General features: G+C 50.8%; 16 protein-coding genes and 1 tRNA gene. 7 read left to right on the forward strand and 10 right to left on the reverse strand.

Annotated features, from left to right (window positions below):
* The first annotated feature begins 5 nt into the window (after positions 1-5).
* The 4 genes from T502_RS06850 (at position 6) to T502_RS06865 (ending at position 5,205) form a co-directional block, all read left to right on the forward strand.
* Entirely contained in the window at positions 6-824 is an 819-nt protein-coding gene (locus T502_RS06850; RefSeq protein WP_042706449.1) for a CBS domain-containing protein, read from the forward strand.
* Positions 825-1,241: 417 nt separating this feature from the next.
* On the forward strand, positions 1,242-1,862 hold the full coding sequence (gene psmB, locus T502_RS06855) for an archaeal proteasome endopeptidase complex subunit beta (protein ID WP_042706450.1): 621 nt from the start codon (positions 1,242-1,244) through the stop codon (positions 1,860-1,862).
* Positions 1,863-1,893: 31 nt separating this feature from the next.
* The gene (locus tag T502_RS06860) at positions 1,894-3,780 is read left to right on the forward strand and encodes a beta-CASP ribonuclease aCPSF1 (RefSeq protein WP_042706451.1); all 1,887 of its coding nucleotides are present in this window, start codon (positions 1,894-1,896) and stop codon (positions 3,778-3,780) included.
* Positions 3,781-3,981: 201 nt separating this feature from the next.
* Positions 3,982-5,205: an MFS transporter gene (locus T502_RS06865; protein WP_052359229.1), complete on the forward strand. Its 1,224-nt coding sequence runs from the start codon at positions 3,982-3,984 to the stop codon at positions 5,203-5,205.
* Between the two features lie 86 nt (positions 5,206-5,291).
* Here the strand turns inward: T502_RS06865 and T502_RS09055 are convergent, their stop codons facing one another.
* The 4 genes from T502_RS09055 to T502_RS08640 form a co-directional block, all read right to left on the reverse strand.
* Positions 5,292-5,990, reverse strand: a complete 699-nt coding sequence (locus T502_RS09055) for a hypothetical protein (RefSeq protein ID WP_042706452.1) — start codon at positions 5,988-5,990, stop codon at positions 5,292-5,294.
* Entirely contained in the window at positions 5,987-7,453 is a 1,467-nt protein-coding gene (locus tag T502_RS06875) for a Yip1 family protein (protein ID WP_042706453.1), read from the reverse strand. The genes T502_RS09055 and T502_RS06875 overlap by 4 nt, the downstream gene beginning before the upstream one ends.
* 234 nt (positions 7,454-7,687) lie before the next feature.
* Entirely contained in the window at positions 7,688-8,572 is an 885-nt protein-coding gene (locus tag T502_RS09060) for a hypothetical protein (RefSeq protein WP_042706454.1), read from the reverse strand.
* Positions 8,569-9,759 carry a Yip1 family protein gene (locus T502_RS08640; protein WP_052359230.1) on the reverse strand — a complete coding sequence of 397 codons (1,191 nt, stop codon included), beginning with the start codon at positions 9,757-9,759 and terminating at the stop codon, positions 8,569-8,571. Before T502_RS08640 ends, T502_RS09060 begins: the two co-directional genes overlap by 4 nt.
* Before the next feature lie 403 nt (positions 9,760-10,162).
* On the opposite strand from T502_RS08640, the gene T502_RS06890 reads away from it, so the two are divergent.
* Positions 10,163-10,393, forward strand: coding sequence for a DUF1294 domain-containing protein (locus T502_RS06890; RefSeq protein ID WP_245597780.1), 231 nt, complete (start codon positions 10,163-10,165; stop codon positions 10,391-10,393).
* Positions 10,394-10,507: 114 nt separating this feature from the next.
* On the opposite strand, the gene T502_RS06895 is transcribed toward T502_RS06890, so the two are convergent.
* The 3 genes from T502_RS06895 to T502_RS06905 all read right to left on the reverse strand — a co-directional run bounded on the left by T502_RS06895 (position 10,508) and on the right by T502_RS06905 (position 15,125).
* Positions 10,508-10,592 (reverse strand) — tRNA-Leu (locus T502_RS06895).
* 224 nt (positions 10,593-10,816) lie between these two features.
* Complete coding sequence (locus T502_RS06900; protein ID WP_052359232.1) at positions 10,817-12,718, reverse strand: AMP-binding protein; 1,902 nt, start codon at positions 12,716-12,718, stop codon at positions 10,817-10,819.
* A gap of 541 nt (positions 12,719-13,259) precedes the next feature.
* Positions 13,260-15,125: an AMP-binding protein gene (locus T502_RS06905; RefSeq protein WP_042706456.1), complete on the reverse strand. Its 1,866-nt coding sequence runs from the start codon at positions 15,123-15,125 to the stop codon at positions 13,260-13,262.
* A gap of 369 nt (positions 15,126-15,494) precedes the next feature.
* Between T502_RS06905 and T502_RS06910 the strand changes: the two genes are divergently transcribed.
* On the forward strand, positions 15,495-16,049 hold the full coding sequence (locus T502_RS06910) for a TATA-box-binding protein (protein ID WP_042706457.1): 555 nt from the start codon (positions 15,495-15,497) through the stop codon (positions 16,047-16,049).
* A gap of 115 nt (positions 16,050-16,164) precedes the next feature.
* Here the strand turns inward: T502_RS06910 and T502_RS06915 are convergent, their stop codons facing one another.
* The 3 genes from T502_RS06915 to T502_RS06925 are packed head-to-tail and all read right to left on the reverse strand — an operon-like array spanning position 16,165 to position 21,081.
* A complete protein-coding gene (locus T502_RS06915; RefSeq protein WP_042706458.1) occupies positions 16,165-18,873 on the reverse strand; it encodes a DEAD/DEAH box helicase in 2,709 nt (902 codons plus the stop codon).
* Between the two features lies 1 nt (position 18,874).
* Positions 18,875-20,080: a metallophosphoesterase gene (locus tag T502_RS09150; protein ID WP_052359233.1), complete on the reverse strand. Its 1,206-nt coding sequence runs from the start codon at positions 20,078-20,080 to the stop codon at positions 18,875-18,877.
* A 47-nt stretch (positions 20,081-20,127) separates the two neighbouring features.
* Positions 20,128-21,081 carry a hypothetical protein gene (locus T502_RS06925; RefSeq protein WP_042706459.1) on the reverse strand — a complete coding sequence of 318 codons (954 nt, stop codon included), beginning with the start codon at positions 21,079-21,081 and terminating at the stop codon, positions 20,128-20,130.
* A gap of 386 nt (positions 21,082-21,467) precedes the next feature.
* Between T502_RS06925 and T502_RS06935 the strand changes: the two genes are divergently transcribed.
* Positions 21,468-22,448: a replication factor C small subunit gene (locus tag T502_RS06935; RefSeq protein WP_042706461.1), complete on the forward strand. Its 981-nt coding sequence runs from the start codon at positions 21,468-21,470 to the stop codon at positions 22,446-22,448.
* The last annotated feature ends 23 nt before the right edge of the window (positions 22,449-22,471 follow it).

The raw sequence follows: 22,471 nt of genomic DNA on the forward strand, positions 1-22,471 counted from the left end.
ACTACATGACCGACGATGTGGTATCGGTGGAAACTCCGGGAAGCAGAGACGATGTTCTCAGAATTCTGAAGAGAACGGGAATCAGCGGCGTACCGGTCACAAAAGACGGCAAACTTGTCGGAATCATTACAAGAAAGGATCTCCTCAGAAAATCCGACGAGACACAGCTCAGCATACTCATGACCGCGGATCCGGTCACAATCGGACCCGATGCGACCATTAACGAAGCCGCAAGGATAATGACGAAGAACAAGTTCAGAAGGCTTCCGGTCGTCGAAAACGGCAAACTCGTCGGAATCCTGAGTGTCGCCGACCTTATCGGCGCGGTTGCGCAGATGAAGATAAAGACACCCATCAAAGAAGGCTACACAAAACAGACCTTTGCTCTCTGGGACAACACACCGCTCCCGCTCGTCGGAAGCATCATGGAGATGTCCGGATACGACTCCATCCCCATCCTGAACAAGGATGCAATCCTTACCGGAATCATCTCCGAGCGCGACCTCATCAAGAACGCACTCATAGAGGACAGCGTCGAGGTAAGCGACCTTTCGACCGGAACCGACGACGACGAATGGACATGGGAGAGCATCCGCGACATGCACACAATCTCGTTCGGAATCTCAAAGGTCCAGCTTCCCGACAAACTCGTGAAGGACGCAATGATAAAGGACGTCGTCGCAGTCCCGCAGAACGCGGAGCTCAGCGAATGTGCCCTTAAGATGAAGCGCTCGAGAGTCGACCAGCTGCCTGTCATCAACGGCAACAGAAAGATGGTTGCAATGCTCTTTGACCGCGATGTTATCAAAGCATTAATAAACTAAACGCATTAATAAGTAAATACTGATTTAATCAAATCCATACAATTCATTTTTCCGGAAATTTCAATATCGCTATCAGTTTTTCGGAGAGATGAAAAGGATTTATTAAATTTTAATGCCGCGACTCCCGAAAAGCGCCTTCAAGCGAAAGTCGGGAAGCGGGGCACCTGCGGGTTAATCCGACCCGTGTAGTCTTCTGTGATATCTTTTGACCTGAATTACCAAAGAATAAACTGCTGCAAAACTTATTACGGAACCCTGCGAAACCCTAAAAACTTTACAAAATTCCACAAAACTCCACAAAAACTTAAAACTCCACAAAACTCACAAACTACAAAATCCAAAAATCCACAAACTCCAAAAATCCACAAAACCCTACGACATTACTGATGAAATCCTTGAATCGGGGAGTGTTTTAGAATGCAACAGGAAAACTCGGATATCTTAAAAGGAACCACAACCGTAGGCATCATCTTTGACGGCGGAGTAATCCTAGCCACCGAAAGACGTGCCACCATGGGTAACATGATTGCCAGCAAGACGGCAAAGAAAGTCTATCAGATCTCGGACAGAATCGGTATGACAACGGCAGGCGGTGTCGGCGACGCACAGCAGCTTGCACGTCTGATGCAGGTCGAGAGCAGCCTCTACAATATCAGAAGGAGCAGACAGATGACGGTCGGCGCCTCCGCATCGCTCTTAAGCAATGTGCTTAACCAGCACAGGATGATGCCCTACTACGTCCAGCTCCTTGTCGGCGGCGTCGACAAAAACGGTCCGTCCATCTACTCTGTGGACGCAATGGGCGGAGCCTCGCCCGAAGAGGACTTTGTCGCAACGGGTTCGGGATCGCCCTTCGCATACGGCGTTCTCGAAGACAGATACAAGAAAGGCATCAGCGAGAAGGATGCGACCGCACTTGCGGCACGCGCAATCACCTCGGCAATGAGAAGGGATTCCGCATCCGGCGAGGATATCTGCATTGTATCCATAACCAAAGACAAATATGAAGAAGTAAGCAAAAAAGGAATAACCAACTGATTTTTTTTCTTTTTTTAGGATTTGTTTTTTTATGCTGATTGAAGACAGGCTCAAAGAACTTAAAGCTAAGATTAACTCCAAAGTACCGGCAGGAATCAATGTCTCGGATGTCGAATTCGAAGGTCCGGAACTGGTTATCTACACCGACGACCCCAAGAAATTCGCCGACGAGGCGGACCTTATCAAAATCCTTGCGCGGGATTTAAGAAAACGCATAGTCGTAAGACCCAATATCCTCGAAGACCCCGAGAAGGCGACGACGAAGATAAACGCCGTCGTACCCGAAGGCGCGGGAATCACCGACATGTTCTTCGATCCCGATACAGGAGAGGTCTTAATCGAGGCGGAAAAGCCCGGCGTCGTCATAGGAAAGAACGGCGCAACCCTCCGCGACATCACAAAGGAGATAGGCTGGACACCCAAGGTCGTGCGAACGCCGCCAATCGAGAGCGTCACCGTCAAACAGACAAGGCAGTATCTCAGAGCGTTCAAGGACGAGAGAAAGGAATTCCTAAGAACAATCGGAAGAAGGATTCACCGCGACATCACAAGCAAGGACAGATGGCTCCGTGTGACCACTCTCGGCTGCTGCCGCGAGGTCGGACGCGCGGCATTCCTCCTGACAACGCCGGAGAGCAAAATTCTCATCGACTGCGGCGACAAGCCCGGCAGCGACGGCGTTCCCTACCTCTACGTCCCCGAGATATACCCGCTCAACACCCTCGATGCCGTCGTTCTCACGCACGCACACCTCGACCACTGCGGTCTGATTCCGCTCCTCTACAAATACGGATATCAGGGACCCGTATACAGCACGCCGGCAACAAGAGATCTTGCCGTCATGCTCCAGCTCGATTACCTCAATGTCGCGGTAAACGACGCAAATCAGGTGCCGTATTCCTCAAAAGAGGTTCAGGAATACTTAAAGCGCTCGATTACCCTCAACTACGGCAGTGTCACCGATATCGCCCCCGACGTCAAGCTCACCTACCATAACGCGGGGCACATCCTCGGCTCGGCAATCGCACACTTCCACATCGGCGACGGTCTCTACAACATCGCCTTCACCGGCGACTTCAACTACGGCAAAACAAGACTCTTCGGTCCCGCAACCTCGCAGTTCCCGCGTCTCGAGACCGTCTTCATGGAGAGCACGTACGGCGGTTCCGAGGACATTCAGCCCTCGATGGCGGATGCCGAGACAAAACTCTACGAGATAATCAACGAGACCATAAAACGCGGCGGCAAAGTCATCATACCGGCGTTCGCGGTCGGCAGATCGCAGGAGGTCATGCTCGCAATCGAGGAGGGAATGCGCCTTGAAAAGATTCCTAAGGTCAAGGTCTACCTTGACGGCATGATAAAAGAGGCAACCGCGATTCACACAACCTACCCAGAATACTTAAACCCCGACCTCAGAAAGGAGATCTTCCAGGAAGGCCACAACCCCTTCCTTGCCGAATGCTTCGTGCAGGTCGACTCCCCCGCAATAAGGCAGGAAGTCATAGGCGGCGACCCCTGTATCATCATCACCACGAGCGGTATGTTAAACGGCGGTCCCGTCATGGAATACCTCTACGGTCTTGCGCCCTATGAGCAGAACTCCCTCGTATTCGTCGGTTATCAGGCGGACGGAACAATCGGACGCAGAATCCAGAAGGGCTGGAAGGAAGTGCCGATGGGAAGACGTGAGACCATCATCCTTAACCTCGAGATTCACACCGTCGACGGATTCTCCGGACATTCCGACAGAAAACAGCTCATGGCATGGGTAAACCATCTCAACCCGAGACCCGAGAGAATCTTCACCATCCACGGCGAAGAGAAGAACACAATCGATCTCGCAAGCTCAATCTACAAGCGGTTCAGAATCGAGACCCACTCCCCCAAGAATCTCGAGACATACCGCATGGTATGATACTGAAAAATATCCGAAAACCCACACTTTTTTGCATCTCAAATACTTCTCAAATTCTTCTCAAATTCTTCTCAAATTCTTCTCAAATGCTTCACGCTTCACAAATACTTCTCAAATGCTTCTCAGATTCTTCTCGAATATCATAATTTTCTCAAATATCTTAAATATCTGAAATGCCCTATATCCCCATAGGATTCGGATATGGGGGACGAAAATACCTGCGCAAAGACCGGCGGAAACAGCGGTGAAAATTGCGGCGAAAATACCGGTGCAAATACCTGCGGGAATACCCGCAGAAAGACTGCGGTTGTCGTCACCATACTTGCCGGCGCATTCGCGGTAATGGCGATGTCAAACGCCGTAGTGCCCGTTCTCAATCTGCTCGCGAAGGATTCGCCGCAGATACAGGGCATAATCTATTCCGCCTATTTCCTCGGCGCTTTTCTTACCGTCCTTCCCGCAGGCATGATCTCCGACAGGGTCGGCAGAACTCTGCCGATACGTGCGGGTCTTATTCTGACCGTTGTCGCGGGCATCGCAATGATTCTGCTGACAAACCCTTACATGATTGCGGCGGCACGCTTTGCCGAGGGAATAGGCGCGGGACTCTTTGTGGCATCCGCACTTGCGTGGATTAACGAACAGGAAGAGCACAAAAAAATCTCCGGCTACTATTTCGCCTGCATAAATCTCGGATTTTTGAGCAGCCTAATCCTTACGGGATACTTCAGCGGCTACAGTCTCATGACCGGCGTGCTCATATTCACGGTTCTTGCCGCCGCTTCTCTTATACTCTCCATGGGGACGATACGCGGGAACACTGGAAATGCAGGGAACACAGGGAACACCGCCGCCGAAGAAAAAGCAAAGCGGTCTCCGCTCTCGGAGATAATACTCGGATCCCTCGCGCTCTTCTTCTCGGTCGCGGTCCTTTCCGGCACAACGGGTGTCGTTATCTCGTTATATCCCGGATTTTCCGGCATAAGCGCTCTTGCCGCCGGAATACTGATAGGGCTCATGGATCTCGGCACCATAACTTCATCGCTTTACGCATCGCGAAGAGCCGGAAGAGGTGTCCGGTTTGAGATCCCTGCCGGCGCTCTTATCATAGCCGCGCTTGTCCTCGTAATTCTGCTCATACCCGCAGGAAATCTGATTGCGGCGGGACTTCTCTTCATCGGCATCGGCGCCGCATACGGCACGGTCACGATTGCCCAGGTCGATTACCTCTCAAAGACAAAATACGGGCAGGGAGCCGTCCTCGGAATATACAACCTCTTCGGATACGCAGGCATGGCTTTCATGCCGTTTGCAGCCGGCATCATTGCCGAAAGTTCGTATCCGAGTGCTTTTATCGCAACGGCATTGCTCTGCCTTACGGTATGCGCAACGGCGGTTCTCGCGGCAAAAGGCAGAAAAGACTGAACAAAAAAAGTTTTTGAGAGTCTTGATTGTTTTTGAGATATTTTATAGCTTTTTGAGAGTTTTGAGAGTTTGTGATTGTTCTGATTTTACTTAATGCCGAACAGCGCCTTCAGCAGCTCGATATATGACGAAAATGTATTCTGAAGTTTCGTCATCTCACTTGAGATCGGCAGTTTCATGACATGCGATGCCACGGGTGTCGGCTCAGGCGTAGGTGTGGGAACCGGTGTCGGCGCCGGTGTTGGTGTCGGCGTGGGAACCGGCGTAGGCGTTGCCGTAGGCTCGGGTGTCAGGTCGTATATGACGAAATTACCCCACGATGCCGCTTCGGTAAGATAGATGTATTCCTCGGCTTCTCCGTAGTCGCCGCCGCTGCCGATGTTAACGAGTTTTACCTTAACCTTGCCCTTCATCTTATCTACATCATCAGGTGTGTAGATTACCGAAAATTTCTCCTTGGATGATGAAGTCCAGTAAGGATCGTCCACGGACCATGACCTTGATTTGACTGAACTGCCTGCCTTATCATACAGACAGAGTTCATAGATCTTATCATATCGCGAATACTTTACATAGTCCGGATAACCTGCCCAGTCCGAGAGCTTTATCTGGTAGAGTTCATATCCGATTTTGGGCGAAAGTTCCGCAGATACCGGCGCCGCCGCAAGCGAGAATATCAAAACTCCGAGGAGCATAAGGACTAGCAAAGATCCTATAGCCAGTCTTCCCGCATTGCCTTTCTTTTCCGGAATATTGCCGTTCATACTGTTGTTCATATCGTTCATATAAATGCCACCTCGCCGCTTATCACAACATAGTAGAAGACCGCAAACATGATGATTGCGGGCAACACCGCCGCTATTACCGCGAATTTGGTATCCTGTATATAGCCCGCCATGAGTCCCTTTATCTGAAGGAAGATAAGGAAGAGCGGTGCAATGAAGATTCCTACGAGCGGAATAAGCCCGATTGTTCCCAGCGCCGTTGTCGAATAAATCGTCGTGCCGAGGGATTCGGGCAGGCTGAGTCCCTGACGCGTAATCTTTGTGAGCAGGAATACCAGAATGCCGTATACGAGCACACAGATAATCGAGAATATCAGATACTCGAGGATGAGTCTGACGAGTTCGCCGCCGTTGGAGAGCAGGGCGCCGAATATCGCGTTCTTAGGCGCTACCGACGAACCGATGACCGCCGCTATCACAACGTTTACAACCGAGAACAGAACCAGCATCAGAATGCCGTAGATCAGAACCGAGACCGTGCTGTCAGAACTCGAGGACTCGAATGTCTCGGACGGATATCTGATAAAGCCGATTATTTTCTCGGGAAGGGAGAGCGAACCCTGCGAGTATTTGTACTCGCCGAAAGACTGCCGTCCGGAATCATACGACGATCCGTAATCGGAATCATAACCGCGTTCGTATTCGTCTCCCCTGCTGCCGCCGTAGCGGTCGTAATCGCCGTAGCCGTCGGAGTATCGGTCGGAATAATTGTCGGAGTAATTGCTTCCGTTATTGCCGTAATTGTCGGAGTAATTTTCAGAGTAATTGTTTGAGTAGTTGTCCGAGTAATTTGAGTAATTGCCGGAGTTGTTCTGCGAATAACCGTCCTGATAGCCGTTGCCGTAGCCTTCGTTTCCGTAACCTTCGTTTCCGTAACCGCCGTTACCGTAGCCCTCGGATCCGTAGCCGCTCATGCCGTCATTGTAACCGCCGTAGCCGCCGGAACGATTTGCGCCGTAGACATCGGTGTTCTCGTCCGAATATTCGTTATACGGCTGACCGTTCGGATACTGCGTGCCGTTTCCGGGATACTGCTGAGAGTTCTGCCCGTAGTTATCCGAATATCCCGGGTCATTTCCGTAGCCGCCGCCGTACTGCGGTGCCTGTCCGTAACCTCCGGAAGCGTTCTGACCGCCGGCACCGTAACCGCCGTTCTGACCGTAGTCCTGACCGTACGCCTGTGTCTGCCCGAATGCGCCGGTCGCCGGTGCCTGCTGATATCCGCCGCCCTTGTTACCCGTGACCGAGAGGAGCTGCCTTAAAACATTGTCACGCTCCTCGTCGAAATCAAAGGTCATTGTCATCGACGCGGTTTCATTCAGGTTATAGCAGACCGTAACCTCGATGCATGGCTCGTAATAGCCGTTTACAATCGCCTTTGCGCTTTGTATTACATCATACGGATATTCGTAGGGTTCAACTCCGCCTGCGGCAAGATCCAGCCTCAGTTTGCTCTCATCCATTGTCAGATGATAGAGCTGCCCGCCAACCCGTACTTTTGACGTTAGATAATTCAAGATACCATCCCTTCAATTGCTCTGAAAAATTATTCGTAATTAATTATTCTGCTTTTAAGGTTTAACTTATTAAAATATTATGCTTTTCAATACCGCCGAAAGCATGCAGAAAAATTTACGCATTTACGCGTCGCCGGAAGAAGAGCGTCAAAAAAGCGTCAAAAAAAGAGAAAATTGCGGTTAAATTATCGAATTGATCAGACTGACATAGCTGTCGTAGATATACTGGATATATCCGAGAAGATCGGATATCAGCGGCAGCTTCATCAGTCCCGCATTCTCTTTGCCGGCAAGCGGACGCGGAATCGGACCGTTTAAGGCATCCTCTTTGGATGACGAATCCGTATCCTTCGGTGCCTGTGTGGGCGATACTGTAGGCACGACAGTCTCCGAAGGCGTTACCTCAACCGTCGGAATTGTTGTCGGCACCGGCGTCGGAGTAGGGGTTGGTGTCGGAGTCGGAGTTGCGGTCGGCTCCTCTGTCGGCGCGGTTGTCGGTGTTGCCGTCGGAGTAGGGGTTGCGGTAGACTCCTGTGTCGGCGTTGGTGTAGGTGTCGGTGTTGACGTTGTCGGAGTGGGTGTCGGCGTCGGTGTGGCAATCGGCGTTGACGAAGGCGTCAGAACATGAATCGGATGGGTATTCCATGCATCTTCGACCAGATACACTCTTTTCATAACATCATTGTGGTTATTATCGGTATCCGTGACCTCAAGTTTTACCTCGACTCTGCCGTTGTACTTCTTCACTTCTTCATCGGTGTAGATATACACGGGATCCGCTGCCTTTTCCCAGCTCATGCCCGAAGGCCAGTACGAAGGCGAAAATTCCCATTTTCGATCTTTTATGCCGGCGGCATCGGTAGTGCTTTCATCTTTATAATGCACCTCGTAGATTGTTTCGTATTCCGAATAATCCTTATAATCCGGCAGTCCCGCCCAGTCGGCAAGATTGATCCTATAAATTTCCCAATCGAAATCGACGGTTAAATCCGCACTTGCGGGCACAGCCGGGGTTGCGGCAAGGAAAAATGCCGCCAATATCATTCCGAACTTCATAGTCTTCATGCGTACACCACCGCACCGCTCATTATAAAGAAATAAAACAGCCCCGAGAGAACCGCAAACGGAACCGCGGAAGCAATCAGGGAGAACGACGTCTCCAGTTCACAGGCACTGCAAAGACCTTTCATCTGAAGATAGAGCATGTAAAACGGCGCCAGAAAAACGCCGACAAGCGGGATCAGACCGACCGTTCCGAACGCCGTTGCCGAGTAAAACGTCACCGACATCGACTCATGGAATTCAAGCTCCGAGCCTAAAGCATTCAGCATGATGCGGGTGCACAGACCGTAGATTACTATCGCCGCCGCCGTCATCACGAAGATGATGATTGCGGTCACGACAAGACCTCCGAAATCCCTGAAGAGATGCCCGAAGAAGGGGTTGTCCGGCGCCGCCAGCATCCCGACAAATCCGCAGATTACGGTGTTTACGACCGCAAACAGGAAGGTGACGGCGATGAAGTAGAAGAGGCTCTTATCCGGCGTATCTCTGCCGACAGCCTCGAAGGTCTCGGACGGATAGCGCAGGAAATCGATATATTTCTCCGAAATCGAGAGTTCTTCAACAGGTTCGTGATCATCGGAGAGATGATAATAGCGGTTGGAATTCGAATCGGAATGTAAACCGGAATACGAATTTGAATAGGAGCCCGAATATGAACCTGAAGACGATCTTGAATATGAACCGGATGAACCCGAATAAGAACCTGTATGCGATCCGGAAAATGACGTATTTCCTGAGCGATATCCGGATAAGAAAGAATCGGACGCATGACCCGACCCCGAGGAGTGACCGTGCGATGACGATGACGATACCGACGATGACGACGATGCTGATGACCCCGATGAATACGATGCGCCGGGTGCCGGGGATGCCGTGAACGATGAGGATGCGGCGGGCGAATTCTTGCGTGACGTCAATTCCTCCAGCGCTTTCTTCATCTCATCGGCGCTCTTAAAATCGATATCTATTACGGCATCTCCGAAATCGCCGTAGTTCACCGTTATCCCGATGGAAGGTATCGACCCCGCGGACTCTTTTATCTTAAGAATTGAATTGTATGCATAAAAATACGGCTCAACCGACTCGGATATTGAGTTAAGCCGCAAACCGTCCCGTTCGAAGACAAGACACAGGCTCTGACCCCCTACAGTGACAATATAGTTTTCACCGCTGTGACCGTACGTCATATCGTTATCACTCTTATTCCATATTAGATATGCATAATATGCAAAGAAGATATTTATTATCGTTTCAGTTTTAAAGCCGCAGGCAGACTCACGTTACGATCCGGTGCGCACGATGTGCACGATCCTTACCGTGCTCAAGGTGCGCAAGGTGCGGACCCGCATGTCTTAAGCGGCAGTCCTCTGTAAAAAGCAAAAACACAGTTTATATTGAAAAACGCCGATATAGAATATATCGGGCGATTACGGTAACCGATATCGCAAGTGACCGGCAAATGATATCAAGTCATTATATTTCAAGTCATTATATTATATGAATTAAGGACGCAGGATGAATTGCGCTATGATGAATTAAGGACGTGAGACTATTATAGAGATTGAATACAGAATACTGGTTTATATCATATTGAACCTCTTTGTCGCCTTCGTTTACGCAAACGACAAGAGAAAAGCGGTCAACAAGGACTGGAGAACACCCGAGAGTTCGCTCATCACATGTGCCCTCTTCGGACCCTTCGGAGCAATCGCGGCAATGCACATCATGCACCACAAGACCCATAAACCCAAGTTCTATCTGGTGTATCTGTTCGCGGTCATACACATCGTGCTCATCGCAAAACTCGCCGGTCTCTTCTGACCGGCATTAAAATTACTTTTTGAAGAAATTGCTTTTGAAAACAAATCACTTTTGCAATCAGATTAATTTTTGAAAAGAATTGCTTTTGCAATCAAATTACTTTTTGAAAACAAGTGCGAGGGAAGGGATTCGAACCCTCGAATACCTACGTAAATAGGCCCTGAACCTATCGCCTTTGACCTGGCTCGGCAACCCTCGCTCCAATAAAATTGTGCTTTAATAAATAGGCGTTCCTATAAAATAAACTTTGGTCTTTGTGCGGATTGGCAAACCAAAATCGCAAACCAAAATCCGCCGAATCCGGCAGGAGTCGCCTTTAGGATCGCAAAAAATTAAAAGAGGTTTGATTGGTTTGATTTGTTTGATTGATTTGATTAGTTTGATTGGTTTAATTGGTTTGACTATTTCCTGTCCTTATGATATTCAGTCACGTTTCTCCGCGTTCTTTGCAGCCTCGGCATGGGACTTCATTGCCTCGACATGCTTCTTAATCTCGGCATCGCGAAGGACATTGCGTCTTATCTTGCCAGAGATCGTCTTCGGAAGGTCATCCACGAACTCGATCACACGCGGATACTTGTAAGGTGCCGTCGTTCTCTTCACATGCTTCTGAATATCTATTACCAGGGAATCAGACGGTTCATACCCGTCCTTAAGCACCACAAACGCCTTTACGACCAGTCCGCGGATCGGATCGGGTGAACCTACGACGGCTACCTCTTTCACGCTCGGGTGCTCCATGATTGCCGATTCCACCTCGAACGGACCGATTCTGTAACCGGAACTCTTGATGACGTCATCGCTCCTGCCAACAAACCAGAAGTAACCGTCATTGTCCATATACGCCTTGTCGCCGGTATAGTAGAAACCGTTCGAGAACGCCGCTTTGTTCTCCTCGGGATTGTCCACATACTCCATGAACATGCCGACGGGCTTCGGATTGACCTTAATCGCCATTCTGCCGACCTCGCCGATGCCGACCTTCTTTCCGTTGTCGTCGTGAAGCTCGATATGCCATCCCGGTGACGGCTTACCCATCGAACCGGGCTTGACCTCCATGCACGGGAATGTGCCGATACAGAGAGTAAGTTCGGTCTGACCGTATCCTTCGTAGATTGTAAGACCCGTTCCCTCTTTCCAGACCTTGATGACCTCGGGATTGAGCGGTTCGCCGGCACTGCAGCAGTGACGGAGAGATTTAAGGTCGAACTTGTGCAGATCCGCCATAATCAGCATACGGTAGATTGTCGGCGGACAGCAGAACGAGGTAATCTCATACTTCTCGAGAATCGGAAGGATCTCGGTCGCATTGAACTTGCCGCGATAGTCGTAGACGATACTGCATGCACCCTGAATCCACGGACCGAAGAACTTGCCCCACGATGATTTGCCCCATCCGGTATCGGAGAGCGTGAGATGCACGTCGTCTTTCTTCAGATCGAGCCAGAAGGCCCCGGTTGTCAGATGTCCGAGAGCAAGGGCATGGTCATGCATAACCATCTTTGCATCGCCCGTGGTTCCCGAGGTGAAGTAGATAACCATCGGATCGGATGAACGCGTCTTTTCAATGCCGCTCATCACAAGTTTGCTGGATACGGGCGCGGGGTAGTCAAGCTCCACAAGGTAGCTGATCCAGTTGTCGCGAACGCCGTCCACGACAAGCCTTGAGCGAAGCGAGGGACATTCGGGGCAGATCTCCTCGACCTTGGATGCGTTCTCCATATTCGTGACGATCATCTTGAATCCGGCGGCATTAGCACGGTATTTTAGATCTTTGGGCGTCAGCATCGTCGGACAGGGGATGAAGACCGCACCTAGTTTAATGCAGGCCAGCGCAAAGAACCACCATTCGGGGACACGCGGGAGCATGAGAGCAACGCGGTCGCCCTTCTTGATGCCGTATTTGAGAAGCATGTTTGCCGCTTCATTGGACTTGTTCGTAATCTGATGGAATGAAAATGCCTTTTCATAGCCGCTCTGATTAATCCAGACCATTGCACGCTTATTTCTGTCGATCTTGCCCCATGCGTCCACGACATCGAATCCGAAATTGAAGTATTCGGGAACGTCGATCCTGAAATTGTTGTAGACCGTGTCATAGTCCTCCATGTTGGGAATGCTCTTCGGTATTCTGTCGCGAAGTGTCAGGAGTTCGGTTACGCACCTATTGGCGGCATCGGATTTTGCACCGACCGCACCGCCTTCGGCAACACCTGCTCCGCAGAGATCGTTTATCCATTCCGAACGGGATTTACCCTGTTTTGCAGACAAATCATCTATCTTTCCGACGAGTTTGTCATCCATAGTTACGGAAAATCGCACCATTGTGAATAGTGATTGTGGTGCTAAGTATATAATACTTTCCGAGATTATGCACCACATACATAAATTTTTTACAAACGGCGCACCAAAATACATGTGTATATCGGCATGTCGGTATTTTAAGGTGCCTTTGTCAATGTATGTGCGGTGCAACAGGGGTACAATGCGATGCAATGATGTGCCATATGGTGCAGTTTAACGACATTGCCGTGCTGCCGTCTGCTGCCGCAATTCGATGCGGTGCGTCATCGGTGTTTATCGTCGGTGTATGTATGATGCGAATGCTGTATGGTGCGAATGTTTGTATAATGAGGATATCTGTATAATGCGAATGCCTGTATGGTGCGGATGTTTGTATAATGAGGATATCTGTATAATGCGAATGCCTGTATGGTACGAATGTTTGTATGGTATGGATGTCCGTATAATGCGAATGTTTGTATGGTGCGGATGTCTGTATAATGCGGATGCATGTATGATATGATATCGGTTTTGAAAAATGAAAATAAAAAAATGAAAAATGAAAAAAAGAAAAAAGGTTAGATTATTCCCCTTTTGACTTCTTAAGCTCGATCTCGCGGAGTTCGTTTCTCTTGATCTTTCCGGATATGGTCTTTGGGAGTTCTTCCACGAACTCAATGACACGCGGATACTTGTAAGGCGCCGTTATCTCCTTGACGAACTTCTGAATATCAACAATCAGCTCGTCACTCGGTTCATATCCGGAATTAAGGACAATAAACGCCTTGACGACCATACCGCGTATTCGGTCGGGTGTGCCGACAACCGCCGATTCCTTGACCGCGGGATGCTCCAGAAGTGCCGATTCGACCTCGAACGGACCGATTCTGTATCCCGAACTCTTAATGACATCATCGTTTCTGCCGACGAACCAGAAATATCCGTCTTCGTCGCGGTATGCCTTATCTCCGGTATAGTAAAATCCGTTCACGAACGACTCGCGGTTCGCCTCTTCGTTGTTGAGGTATTCGACGATAAGACCGACGGGTCTGGGATTGAGCGAGATGGCAATTCTGCCCTCCTCGTAGTCCTTCACGGGTTTTCCTTCGTCATCGTGAAGCTCGATATTCCAGCCGGGCGAGGGCTTGCCCATCGAACCGGGCTTGTTCTTGATACAGGTGAAGGACGCTATCGCACAGCAGGTCTCGGACTGACCGTATCCCTCGTGAATCGTAAGACCGGTTCCCTCCTCCCAGATTCTGATAACCTCGGGATTCAAGGGCTCGCCGGCACTGCAGCAGTGGCGAAGCTCGGAGAGATCGAATTTGCTTAAATCCGCCAATATCAGCATGCGGTAGATTGTCGGCGGACAGCAGAAACTCGTAACCTCATACTTCTCGAGGAAGGGCAGAAGCTGGGTTGCCTCGAATTTGCCCCTGAAATCAATTACAAGCTGACATGCGCCCGCAATCCACTGACCGAAGATCTTGCCCCACGCACATTTCGCCCATCCCGTATCCGAGGACGTGAAGTGGACGTCGTTTGGTGTAAGGTCATGCCAGAGTTCGGCGGTAACGCGGTGACCGAGCGGATACGCATTGTTGTGCAGCACCATCTTCGGCTCGCCCGTGGTGCCGGATGTGAAATATATAAGCATCGGATCTTTGGAGCGTGTGCGCAGATCCGCGGGCATACTGACGGATTTATGGGATACCGGCGCCGGATAGAGAAGTTCCATCGGATAGCTCGCCCAGTTCTCGAGCTCTCCGTCGACGACCATCCTTGTCCTCAGCGTCGGGCACTGCTTGCAGATCTTGTTGATCTTGGGTGCATTCTCAAGGTCGGTGATGACCATCTTGAACTTGCCGGCATTTATTCTGTATTTGAGGTCCTTCGGTGTAAGCAGAGTCGGACACGGACATACAACCGCACCGAGTTTTATGAGTCCGATGACAAATATCCACCATTCGGGGACGCGGTGCAGCATAATCAGAACGCGGTCGCCTTTGTTTATATTGTATTTTAACAGGATATTTGCGACCTGATTCGAGAGATTCTTAAGATCGCGGAATGAATACTTCTTCTCCAGACCCTGCTGATTGGTCCAGATCATTGCAAGTTTGTTTCTGTCGGTCTCCGCCCACTTGTCTATGACATCGTATCCGAAGTTAAAGTATTCGGGAACGTCTATCGAGAATGTCTTGCATGTCTCCTCGTAATTCTTCATATTGTAGGCTTTCTCAAACGGCACTCTTGATACGGATTCTTCGGGAATGCTCTCGGCGCCGCTGGCTTTATCGATTTCGCTCTGCGGAATTCTCCAGAGTCTGCCGATCTTTACCCCCTTCATCTGACCGTCACGAAGCCATGTGTGTACCGTACGCGCCTCGACCTTGAGTGCGTCGGCAACTTCCTGAGGCGTGAAGTACTTCTCGGAGTCTTTGTTCATGACTACATGTATGTATCTCTAGTAGATTAATGTTGTTTTACGTCACGACACTGCACCGCAATTTCTGACACAAAACAACATAGTACGCCAAAGCAATCGCTTACCCGTTACCTCAAAGTACTTCGGATGCACCGTCACACCCGTCCGGACACGTCCCTGCACACCGGACATGCCCGACACTCCGGGACACTTCGGGACACGTTCAACACTGCGAACAATTTATGATCTCAGCCCCGCTTTCACCGGCAGCTATCTTACGCCATATGCCGTCATGAAAGGAAAACATCTTTTTTTAACGGCAATTTGCCCATATTTTCGCAAAGAAATAGTTAATATTATGCTAAGGCGGACTGAAAATTATATACACAAATGTCTGATAAGAAATACGAGTCCCTGAAAATAGAAAATATAGTTGCCTCGGGAGAAATAGCGGACACAATCGATCTGGAAAAGATATCCAAGAACATTGAGAACTGCGAACTCAATACAAAACGCTTCCCGGGAGCGGTCTACAGAATAGAAGATCCTAAGGTAGCATCCCTCATCTTCTCCTCGGGAAAGGTTGTTCTTACGGGATTACGCGACAAAGACGAACTTCCCCGCGGATTAAAGAAGATCATCTCGTCGCTCGGAAAAGTGGGAATAAAGACATTCGACGAACCGCGGGTTGCGATAACAAATATTGTCTGCTCATACGATATCGGAAAGCAGATCAACCTTAACCGCGTTGTAGTGACCTTAAATCTCGAAAGCATCGAGTATGAGCCGGAACAGTTCCCGGGTCTCGTCTACAGAATCGACGATCCCAAGATTGTCGCCTTAATCTTCTCCTCCGGCAAAATAATCCTCACCGGCGGCAAGAATATCGATGACGTAAAACGCGGTCTGGACTTCCTCGAGCAGAAACTCGACAGCATAATGTAGATCTCCCGATTTGACCCAAATACGAAAAACGGAAAAAAATCTTTTTATATTTTATTTGTAATTTTTTAAATTCCAAATTTTTAATTTCTTAAATTTTTAAATTTTAAATTTTTAATCACTGCCAGAACTTGTGGTTCTTGATATAATTTCTCTCCGCCTTTAAGATCTCCATATAAAACTCATCGCCCTTCTTAAATGTCGCAATTATTCTGGATACGGAATCGGGACCGACACCCCTTGCGGCAAACGCGGTTACCGCCGCCTTTCCGCTTGATAGAACAATGTTGGCGTTACGAAGCATCTTTACCTCAACGGCACGCTCTTCCGGCGTCTTTGTCTTCTTCGTCGCAATTTTGATATTGTCTTCCTCATAGGGCTTGAGCGCCGCAATCAGCCTCGCACCGCACTTCGGGCAGACAATCTCGTCGGGAACGCGCCCTACCGTGGTCCTGCTCTTCCAATCGCGGCAGTTCATGCAGAAGAGAATGATATTGTCATTCTCCAGCCTGTTCTTTATCGTCGTCAGAACCGCGGCATCCGCCGACTGCGGTGGGATTACATCCCGCGACGAAGATATACCCTCGCGCCCGATGGCACTCAGCGGCGCTATAACGACATCGCAGGCACCCGAATGAATCTCCGAGAGGATAAGTTCCGCCTTATCCGTGTCCATATTTATTGTGAAAAGCTCGCGATAGGCTTCTTTTTGTATGACGGTATTGTCGAAGAGTTCGGTCAGGCGGTGAATGCTTATCTTTTCGTAATCGGCATCGGAATCGATTGCACCGAACTTCTTTGCGACCTGAACCAGCTTCCATTTGTAGATTGCCGTGCGCTTAAGGGCAAGCTGGAGAATCCCGCGAACAGACTGCGGATCTATCGACCTTATCACTTCCAGGACGTCGGTCGAGCGGATTCCGCTCGTGAGTCTGAACACGATTCTGTATGCTCCGACCTCTATCCCCACCGAACTTCCGAAACGTGCGGCAAGAAGAACCGAGATAACGCGTCCGAGAGCCTCGTTTCCTTTGTGACCGCCGCAGACGTTTAAGACGACACCGTCGGGGTAGTATTCGATTGTAATCAGATTGTCCGATGCAATCGGCGAATTCGTATGCACCATACCCTCGAGAAAACTCTCGGCAAACCTGCGCGAGACCGCATCCGTCTTATATCCCGCAAAATCGCCGGTACGCCTGAGTCTGCCGACCTCGCGTGCAACATCGAACGGAACCGGGATCTGCTCACCCTCCCATGACGGCAGTTCGCCCTGAGCCTTCTTGGTCGGCTCCACCTTGATGATGCCGTCCTCGATTGCAAGAACGCGCCAGAGCTGACCTTTTGTTATGAAAGCCGCGCCCGTATAGATAAAACCGACGACAAAGGACTCGTCCAGAGTTCCCACATTCCTGCGCGAGACTATATCGTAGACTTTGACCTTTTTCTCGTCGTTTATCATCGAAAAGTTGGAATACAGATAATCTCTCGTCCTGCCGGTCTTGATTATCATACCCGATTCCGTCTTTATCATGCGGTGCTTGACCATCTGACCTGCGACGGTCTCTATGAGTTCGTCGAGGGTCTGTGCCCCGCAGTCCGAGAATACCGCCGTCCTCTCGAGAATATCATGCAGACGCTCGAAGGATATCTCGCCGTATTCGACCGCAATCGCGGCAATCTGGTTGGCAAGGACGTCGGCGGCATTCCTGATGAGAGTCAGATCCTCGCATTCGTTCGAAAGTCCGCGCCTCACGATAACGACGGACTCCAGAAGATCGTCAAAGCCGGTTGCAAGAATCCGCCCCACCGAGACCGTATCGAGTTTGTGACCGGCACGGCCTACCCTCTGAAGAAGTCGCGCCACCTCACGCGGAGAACCGAACTGAATCACCTGACCGACATGCCCTATATCGAGACCGAGTTCCATCGAGGACGTGCATATGAGGGCTTTGAGTTCGCCGCGCTTGTATCTGTCCTCGGCGTCGATCCTGACCTCGCGAGAGAGAGAGCCGTGGTGCACGTCGACATCGCCCCTCTCAATCAGTTCGTGACCCAGAGCTTCGGCGGTCACCCTCGTATTCACGAAGACGAGGGAGGAATCCTTCGAGTCTATCGCTTTTTCGACGGCTTTCACCTGCTCCGTGAAGGATTCGCCGGCATACTTCACGTCGACCGAGAGCAGGGGGGCGACGGGTATGTTGACAAGCTCATACGGTCGCTTTCCGCAGAGATACTCGGCAACGGCATCCGGATTGCCGACCGTTGCCGAGAGTGCAATCCGCTGGAATTCGCCGGAATACTCCCGCAGGCGCTCAAGTCCGACCGCAAGCTGTGCGCCGCGCTTGTTGCCGGCAAGCTCGTGAATCTCGTCCACGATGACGTAACGCACGTTTTTCATGTGCTCCCGCAGTTTTTTGCCGGTGAACATCGCCTGAAGAGTTTCGGGTGTCGTTATAAGCAGGTCGGGCGGCTTCAATGTCTGTTTTCGTCGCTCCGCCTGTGTCGTATCGCCGTGGCGGACGCCGACGGTAAGCCCGAGTTCATGGCACCACCACTCGAGGCGCAGGAGTATGTCGCGGTTCAGAGAGCGCAGCGGCGTTATGTATATCGCCTTAAAGCCGCTGCCTTCGGTAGAAAGCAACTTGTGAAATACGGGGAGCATGGCGCTCTCGGTCTTGCCCGTGCCCGTGGGTGCGATACAGAGGGTGTGACTGCCGCGCATTATAGGCGGAATCGTCTGTTCCTGCGTATCCGAAAGCTCCGTGAAGTTCCTTTTCTTCAAAAGAGCCTTTATTCTGTCGTCAAGCGAGTCTGCGGCGCCCATCTCAGTCCTCACCCCGTCTTGAGCCCTCGATATCGGGGCGGTTTCTTAAGCGATCTCCCGAACGCTTACTCCGGCGCCCGCTGTGCCCGCTGCTCCCGTTATGCTCTTTTCGCTTTTTTCGCTCTTTGCGCCCGTTACGCACGGGAATCTTCTTCTCTTCACCCTCGTCAATGAGGTTTCCGAGCGTGTTTATGTATGTGCCGTCGCTTAAGAAGACCTCGGCGTCGGATGTGTTTATGCACCTTGACAGCGGTCCGAGTCTGCTCAATTTCAGTTCGCGGACATCAATGCCGCCGGCAAGCTCAAAGAATGCGGGCACAAAGAGAACATGCGTATTTGCCGTCTTTTCGGCGAAATTTACGTCGGGTTCGGCATCGTTCGATTCGTTGTCATTCGTTTCGCCATTATTCTGTACGGCATCACCCGCCGTATCCGCATCACACGCGCAACTCTCGGAAAGTGCCGCTCTGCCGCGGGCTTTCCTTCCTGCGCTTTTTCCCGTTTTGTCCGTTTTCTCCGCTTTGCCCGCGTCCCTCTTCGAACCGCCGCCTTTACCTGCCTTCAAAGCCGCAGCCCCGCCTTCACCCTCATCGGAATAGGAACCCGATGATTCCATCCCGAAAAATCCGCCGTATTGCTCGTTCTTCCTGTATTTTGAGATGAATTCATCGGCATCGAGGCTGCATAGGAGATATGCGGGCTGCGAACGCAGCGAGCATCCTACCTCGTCATAAAGGCAGACCACGGGATGTGCGTGACCGCATACGATAAGTCTTCCGAGGAGGTCACCCGAGGGATATGTATGTCCGTGAATGTATCCGACGCCGTCTATGACCGCACCTTCTTTATCGAGGAGTTCGTCCGCCTCCAGAAAACGCTCGATGCCGACATCGTGGTTTCCGGGCAAGACCTTAAAGGGGACTTTCTCGCGAATCTTCGAGAATATCCTAGGCATCTCGTTTATCTCCTGCCATGTCGTCACGGGAATGGAGTGTTTGACGTCGCCCAGAAGAACCAGCAGGTCACATTTCGACTCGTCAATGCACTTTAAAAGCCGATTCAGACGCTCATCGCTGTTGCTTTGTATGTGAAGACCGTGGCGCGCCAGAAAAGTCTCCGCACCGAAATGCGCATCGGCGACGACCAGCACCCGCATCGTGTTCACGACTATGAGTGCGGGTCCCTGCGGCATAAATTCGGGCATCATTTTCGGTTTCCGTTCTCCTGCGTTCTCCTGTGTTCTCCTGTGTTCTCCTACAGTATCTTTATGTATCCGCCTTTTGGCAGATAGAGACTGCCGTCCTCCAAAAGTCTGTTTATGCTTTCATCGGCTTTCTCTCTGGGGATATTCCTCTCTTTACAGATATTGTAGAAGTCATCCCGCAATATGCCTTTCTTCGTGCTGTTCTCCTCTATTATCGAGAGAATGAGGTCATCGGCGTTTTCCTCCGAGGAACCGTCACCCGTGATTCCCGCACCGGCAACGCCGCTGCCTTCGGAACCGGCAGCCCCGTCCTCGCCCGTCGCCGACGGCATAAGACTGACGGCAATCACCGCGCTCTTCGCCATCGCACATATCTCCGCCGCCGCTTTCCTCCCGGCATCGGAGAGCCTTTCGGCGCCGGCGAGCAGGGACTCCATTCTCTCGGCTGTCTCATCCGCGGTCTGCAAAACCCATCTCACGCGGTTCTCCTTTGTCGACGGCGATACGGAATACGGGTGAATCATGCAGTCGCAGCCGTCGATTTTCGGACTTACTGCGGCTCTGTCTTTGAATAACGCCGCTTTTCCCCCACCGTCCGTTCCGCCCAATCCGACGAATCCGTCGGATCCGTCGAATCCCACGACTTCGCCGTATACGCATACAAACGAGGGTATCTCCATGCCGGAAATAACGCGGGCGCAGTCGGCCCTGTCGTTTCCGAAATTCAGCAGAAAAACGCCGGTCGGGTCCGCAACACGTGCGGAGAGGACAATCCCGCGATTATTCCTCTTTATATCCGTCAATACCCCGCAGACAAGAATGTCCTTCGGAGTCTCGGCGAAAATATCGGCAAACGAGCCTGCGGCTCTCCTCAAAGCGGGATTCAATGCCGCTCTTCCGACGCAGGCGCCGGCGGTACTGCCTTCATTGCCGGCGGCAACCGTATCATCCCGAGCCAATCTCTCGCGGATCCTGAATTCGCCGGCAAAATAACAGAGTGACATTTCCCTTGCTCCCTTGCTCTCCGGATTACCGATATTTCCCGAATAATCCTGTATATTATTTTATCGGGATAATTATTGATAATTTTCCGAGACCTTTTTCGGACAAATGATATTTTTGCGATCCGCTGCCGGACAAACAATCCTTCAGTCCACGACAAAATAATCCTTCAGAATTTTTCTTTGAACAATTACCCCGATATCGTTGCATATCCGACCGATATACGGCTGTATGAACAAATAGCATTTCATATTAATTAATGAAAGAAAGGATCTGTTATACAGTATAACAGCAATGTATAACTGCAATATACCGGCAATCCGTATCGGCATATAACGGTCAAAGGCGGTCCGAACGGATACCGAAAAAAAGAGGGAGATTAACGAGAATGGGCGAGAACAACACAATCTGGATTGAAAAATACAGACCGGCTACATTGAACGATGTCGTGGGGCAGCGCGAGATAGTCGAGCGTCTGAAGAACTATGTCGGTGCGCAGAGCCTTCCGCACCTGCTCTTCACGGGAACGGCGGGTATAGGAAAGACGACATCCGCCGTTGCACTGGCGCGTGAGTTCTTCGGCGAAAACTGGCAGGTAAACTTCAGGGAACTCAACGCATCCGATGAAAGGGGCATCGATGTTGTCAGAAATCAGATTAAGCAGTTTGCGCGCACGGCGCCGATAGGGAATGCGACCTTCAAGATACTCTTCCTCGACGAAGCCGACGCGCTCACAAACGACGCTCAGTCGGCACTGAGGCGCACGATGGAAAATTACGCCCACACGTGCCGTTTTATTCTGTCCTGCAACTACTCGTCAAAGATAATCGACCCGATTCAGAGCCGCTGCGCAATATACCGTTTCAAGCCGCTGGACAGGGAGGCAATCACCGAAGAACTCAAGAGAATTGCGAAGAACGAAGGTCTCACGATAAGCGAAGCCGCGATGGACGCCATTATCTACGTCGCGCAGGGCGATATGAGAAAAGCCATCAATGCCCTTCAGGGCGCGGCAATAATCAACGCCGATATCTCCGAGGACATGATCTATGAGATAACGTCGACGGCAAAACCCGACGAGATCCTCGAACTCCTCCACATCATTCTGAAAGGAAACTTCGAGGCCGCGGAGAACACCCTCAACGAGCTCACGGTCAAGCGCGGAATTGCCCCGAACGAACTCATAAATCAGTTCTACAGGACCCTTGTCAATGACACGACACTCGACCGCAGGCTGAAAGTCGAACTCATCAGCCATCTGGGCGAGGCCGATTTCAGGATAAGCGAAGGCGCGGATCAGAACATACAGATGGAAGCTCTCATGGCGCGCTGTGTCTTAAGCGCCGTCAATCACGGTAGTACAAAATGAAGGATAACGCAAAGGACAACGAC

The organism is Methanomicrobium mobile BP, assembly GCF_000711215.1.
Classification (GTDB): domain Archaea; phylum Halobacteriota; class Methanomicrobia; order Methanomicrobiales; family Methanomicrobiaceae; genus Methanomicrobium; species Methanomicrobium mobile.

What these genes read in the sequence shown, in the direction of transcription:
- T502_RS06905 (WP_042706456.1), bottom strand. Translation starts at nt 15,125, where the DNA reads ATGAACAAAGACTCCGAGAAGTACTTCACGCCTCAGGAAGTTGCCGAC.
- T502_RS06865 (WP_052359229.1), top strand. Translation starts at nt 3,982, where the DNA reads ATGGGGGACGAAAATACCTGCGCAAAGACCGGCGGAAACAGCGGTGAA.
- T502_RS08640 (WP_052359230.1), bottom strand. Translation starts at nt 9,759, where the DNA reads ATGACGTACGGTCACAGCGGTGAAAACTATATTGTCACTGTAGGGGGT.
- T502_RS06860 (WP_042706451.1), top strand. Translation starts at nt 1,894, where the DNA reads ATGCTGATTGAAGACAGGCTCAAAGAACTTAAAGCTAAGATTAACTCC.
- T502_RS06850 (WP_042706449.1), top strand. Translation starts at nt 6, where the DNA reads ATGACCGACGATGTGGTATCGGTGGAAACTCCGGGAAGCAGAGACGAT.
- T502_RS09055 (WP_042706452.1), bottom strand. Translation starts at nt 5,990, where the DNA reads ATGAACGATATGAACAACAGTATGAACGGCAATATTCCGGAAAAGAAA.
- psmB (WP_042706450.1), top strand. Translation starts at nt 1,242, where the DNA reads ATGCAACAGGAAAACTCGGATATCTTAAAAGGAACCACAACCGTAGGC.
- T502_RS09150 (WP_052359233.1), bottom strand. Translation starts at nt 20,080, where the DNA reads ATGATGCCCGAATTTATGCCGCAGGGACCCGCACTCATAGTCGTGAAC.
- T502_RS06900 (WP_052359232.1), bottom strand. Translation starts at nt 12,718, where the DNA reads ATGGTGCGATTTTCCGTAACTATGGATGACAAACTCGTCGGAAAGATA.
- T502_RS06925 (WP_042706459.1), bottom strand. Translation starts at nt 21,081, where the DNA reads ATGTCACTCTGTTATTTTGCCGGCGAATTCAGGATCCGCGAGAGATTG.
- T502_RS09060 (WP_042706454.1), bottom strand. Translation starts at nt 8,572, where the DNA reads ATGAAGACTATGAAGTTCGGAATGATATTGGCGGCATTTTTCCTTGCC.
- T502_RS06915 (WP_042706458.1), bottom strand. Translation starts at nt 18,873, where the DNA reads ATGGGCGCCGCAGACTCGCTTGACGACAGAATAAAGGCTCTTTTGAAG.
- T502_RS06910 (WP_042706457.1), top strand. Translation starts at nt 15,495, where the DNA reads ATGTCTGATAAGAAATACGAGTCCCTGAAAATAGAAAATATAGTTGCC.
- T502_RS06935 (WP_042706461.1), top strand. Translation starts at nt 21,468, where the DNA reads ATGGGCGAGAACAACACAATCTGGATTGAAAAATACAGACCGGCTACA.
- T502_RS06875 (WP_042706453.1), bottom strand. Translation starts at nt 7,453, where the DNA reads ATGGATGAGAGCAAACTGAGGCTGGATCTTGCCGCAGGCGGAGTTGAA.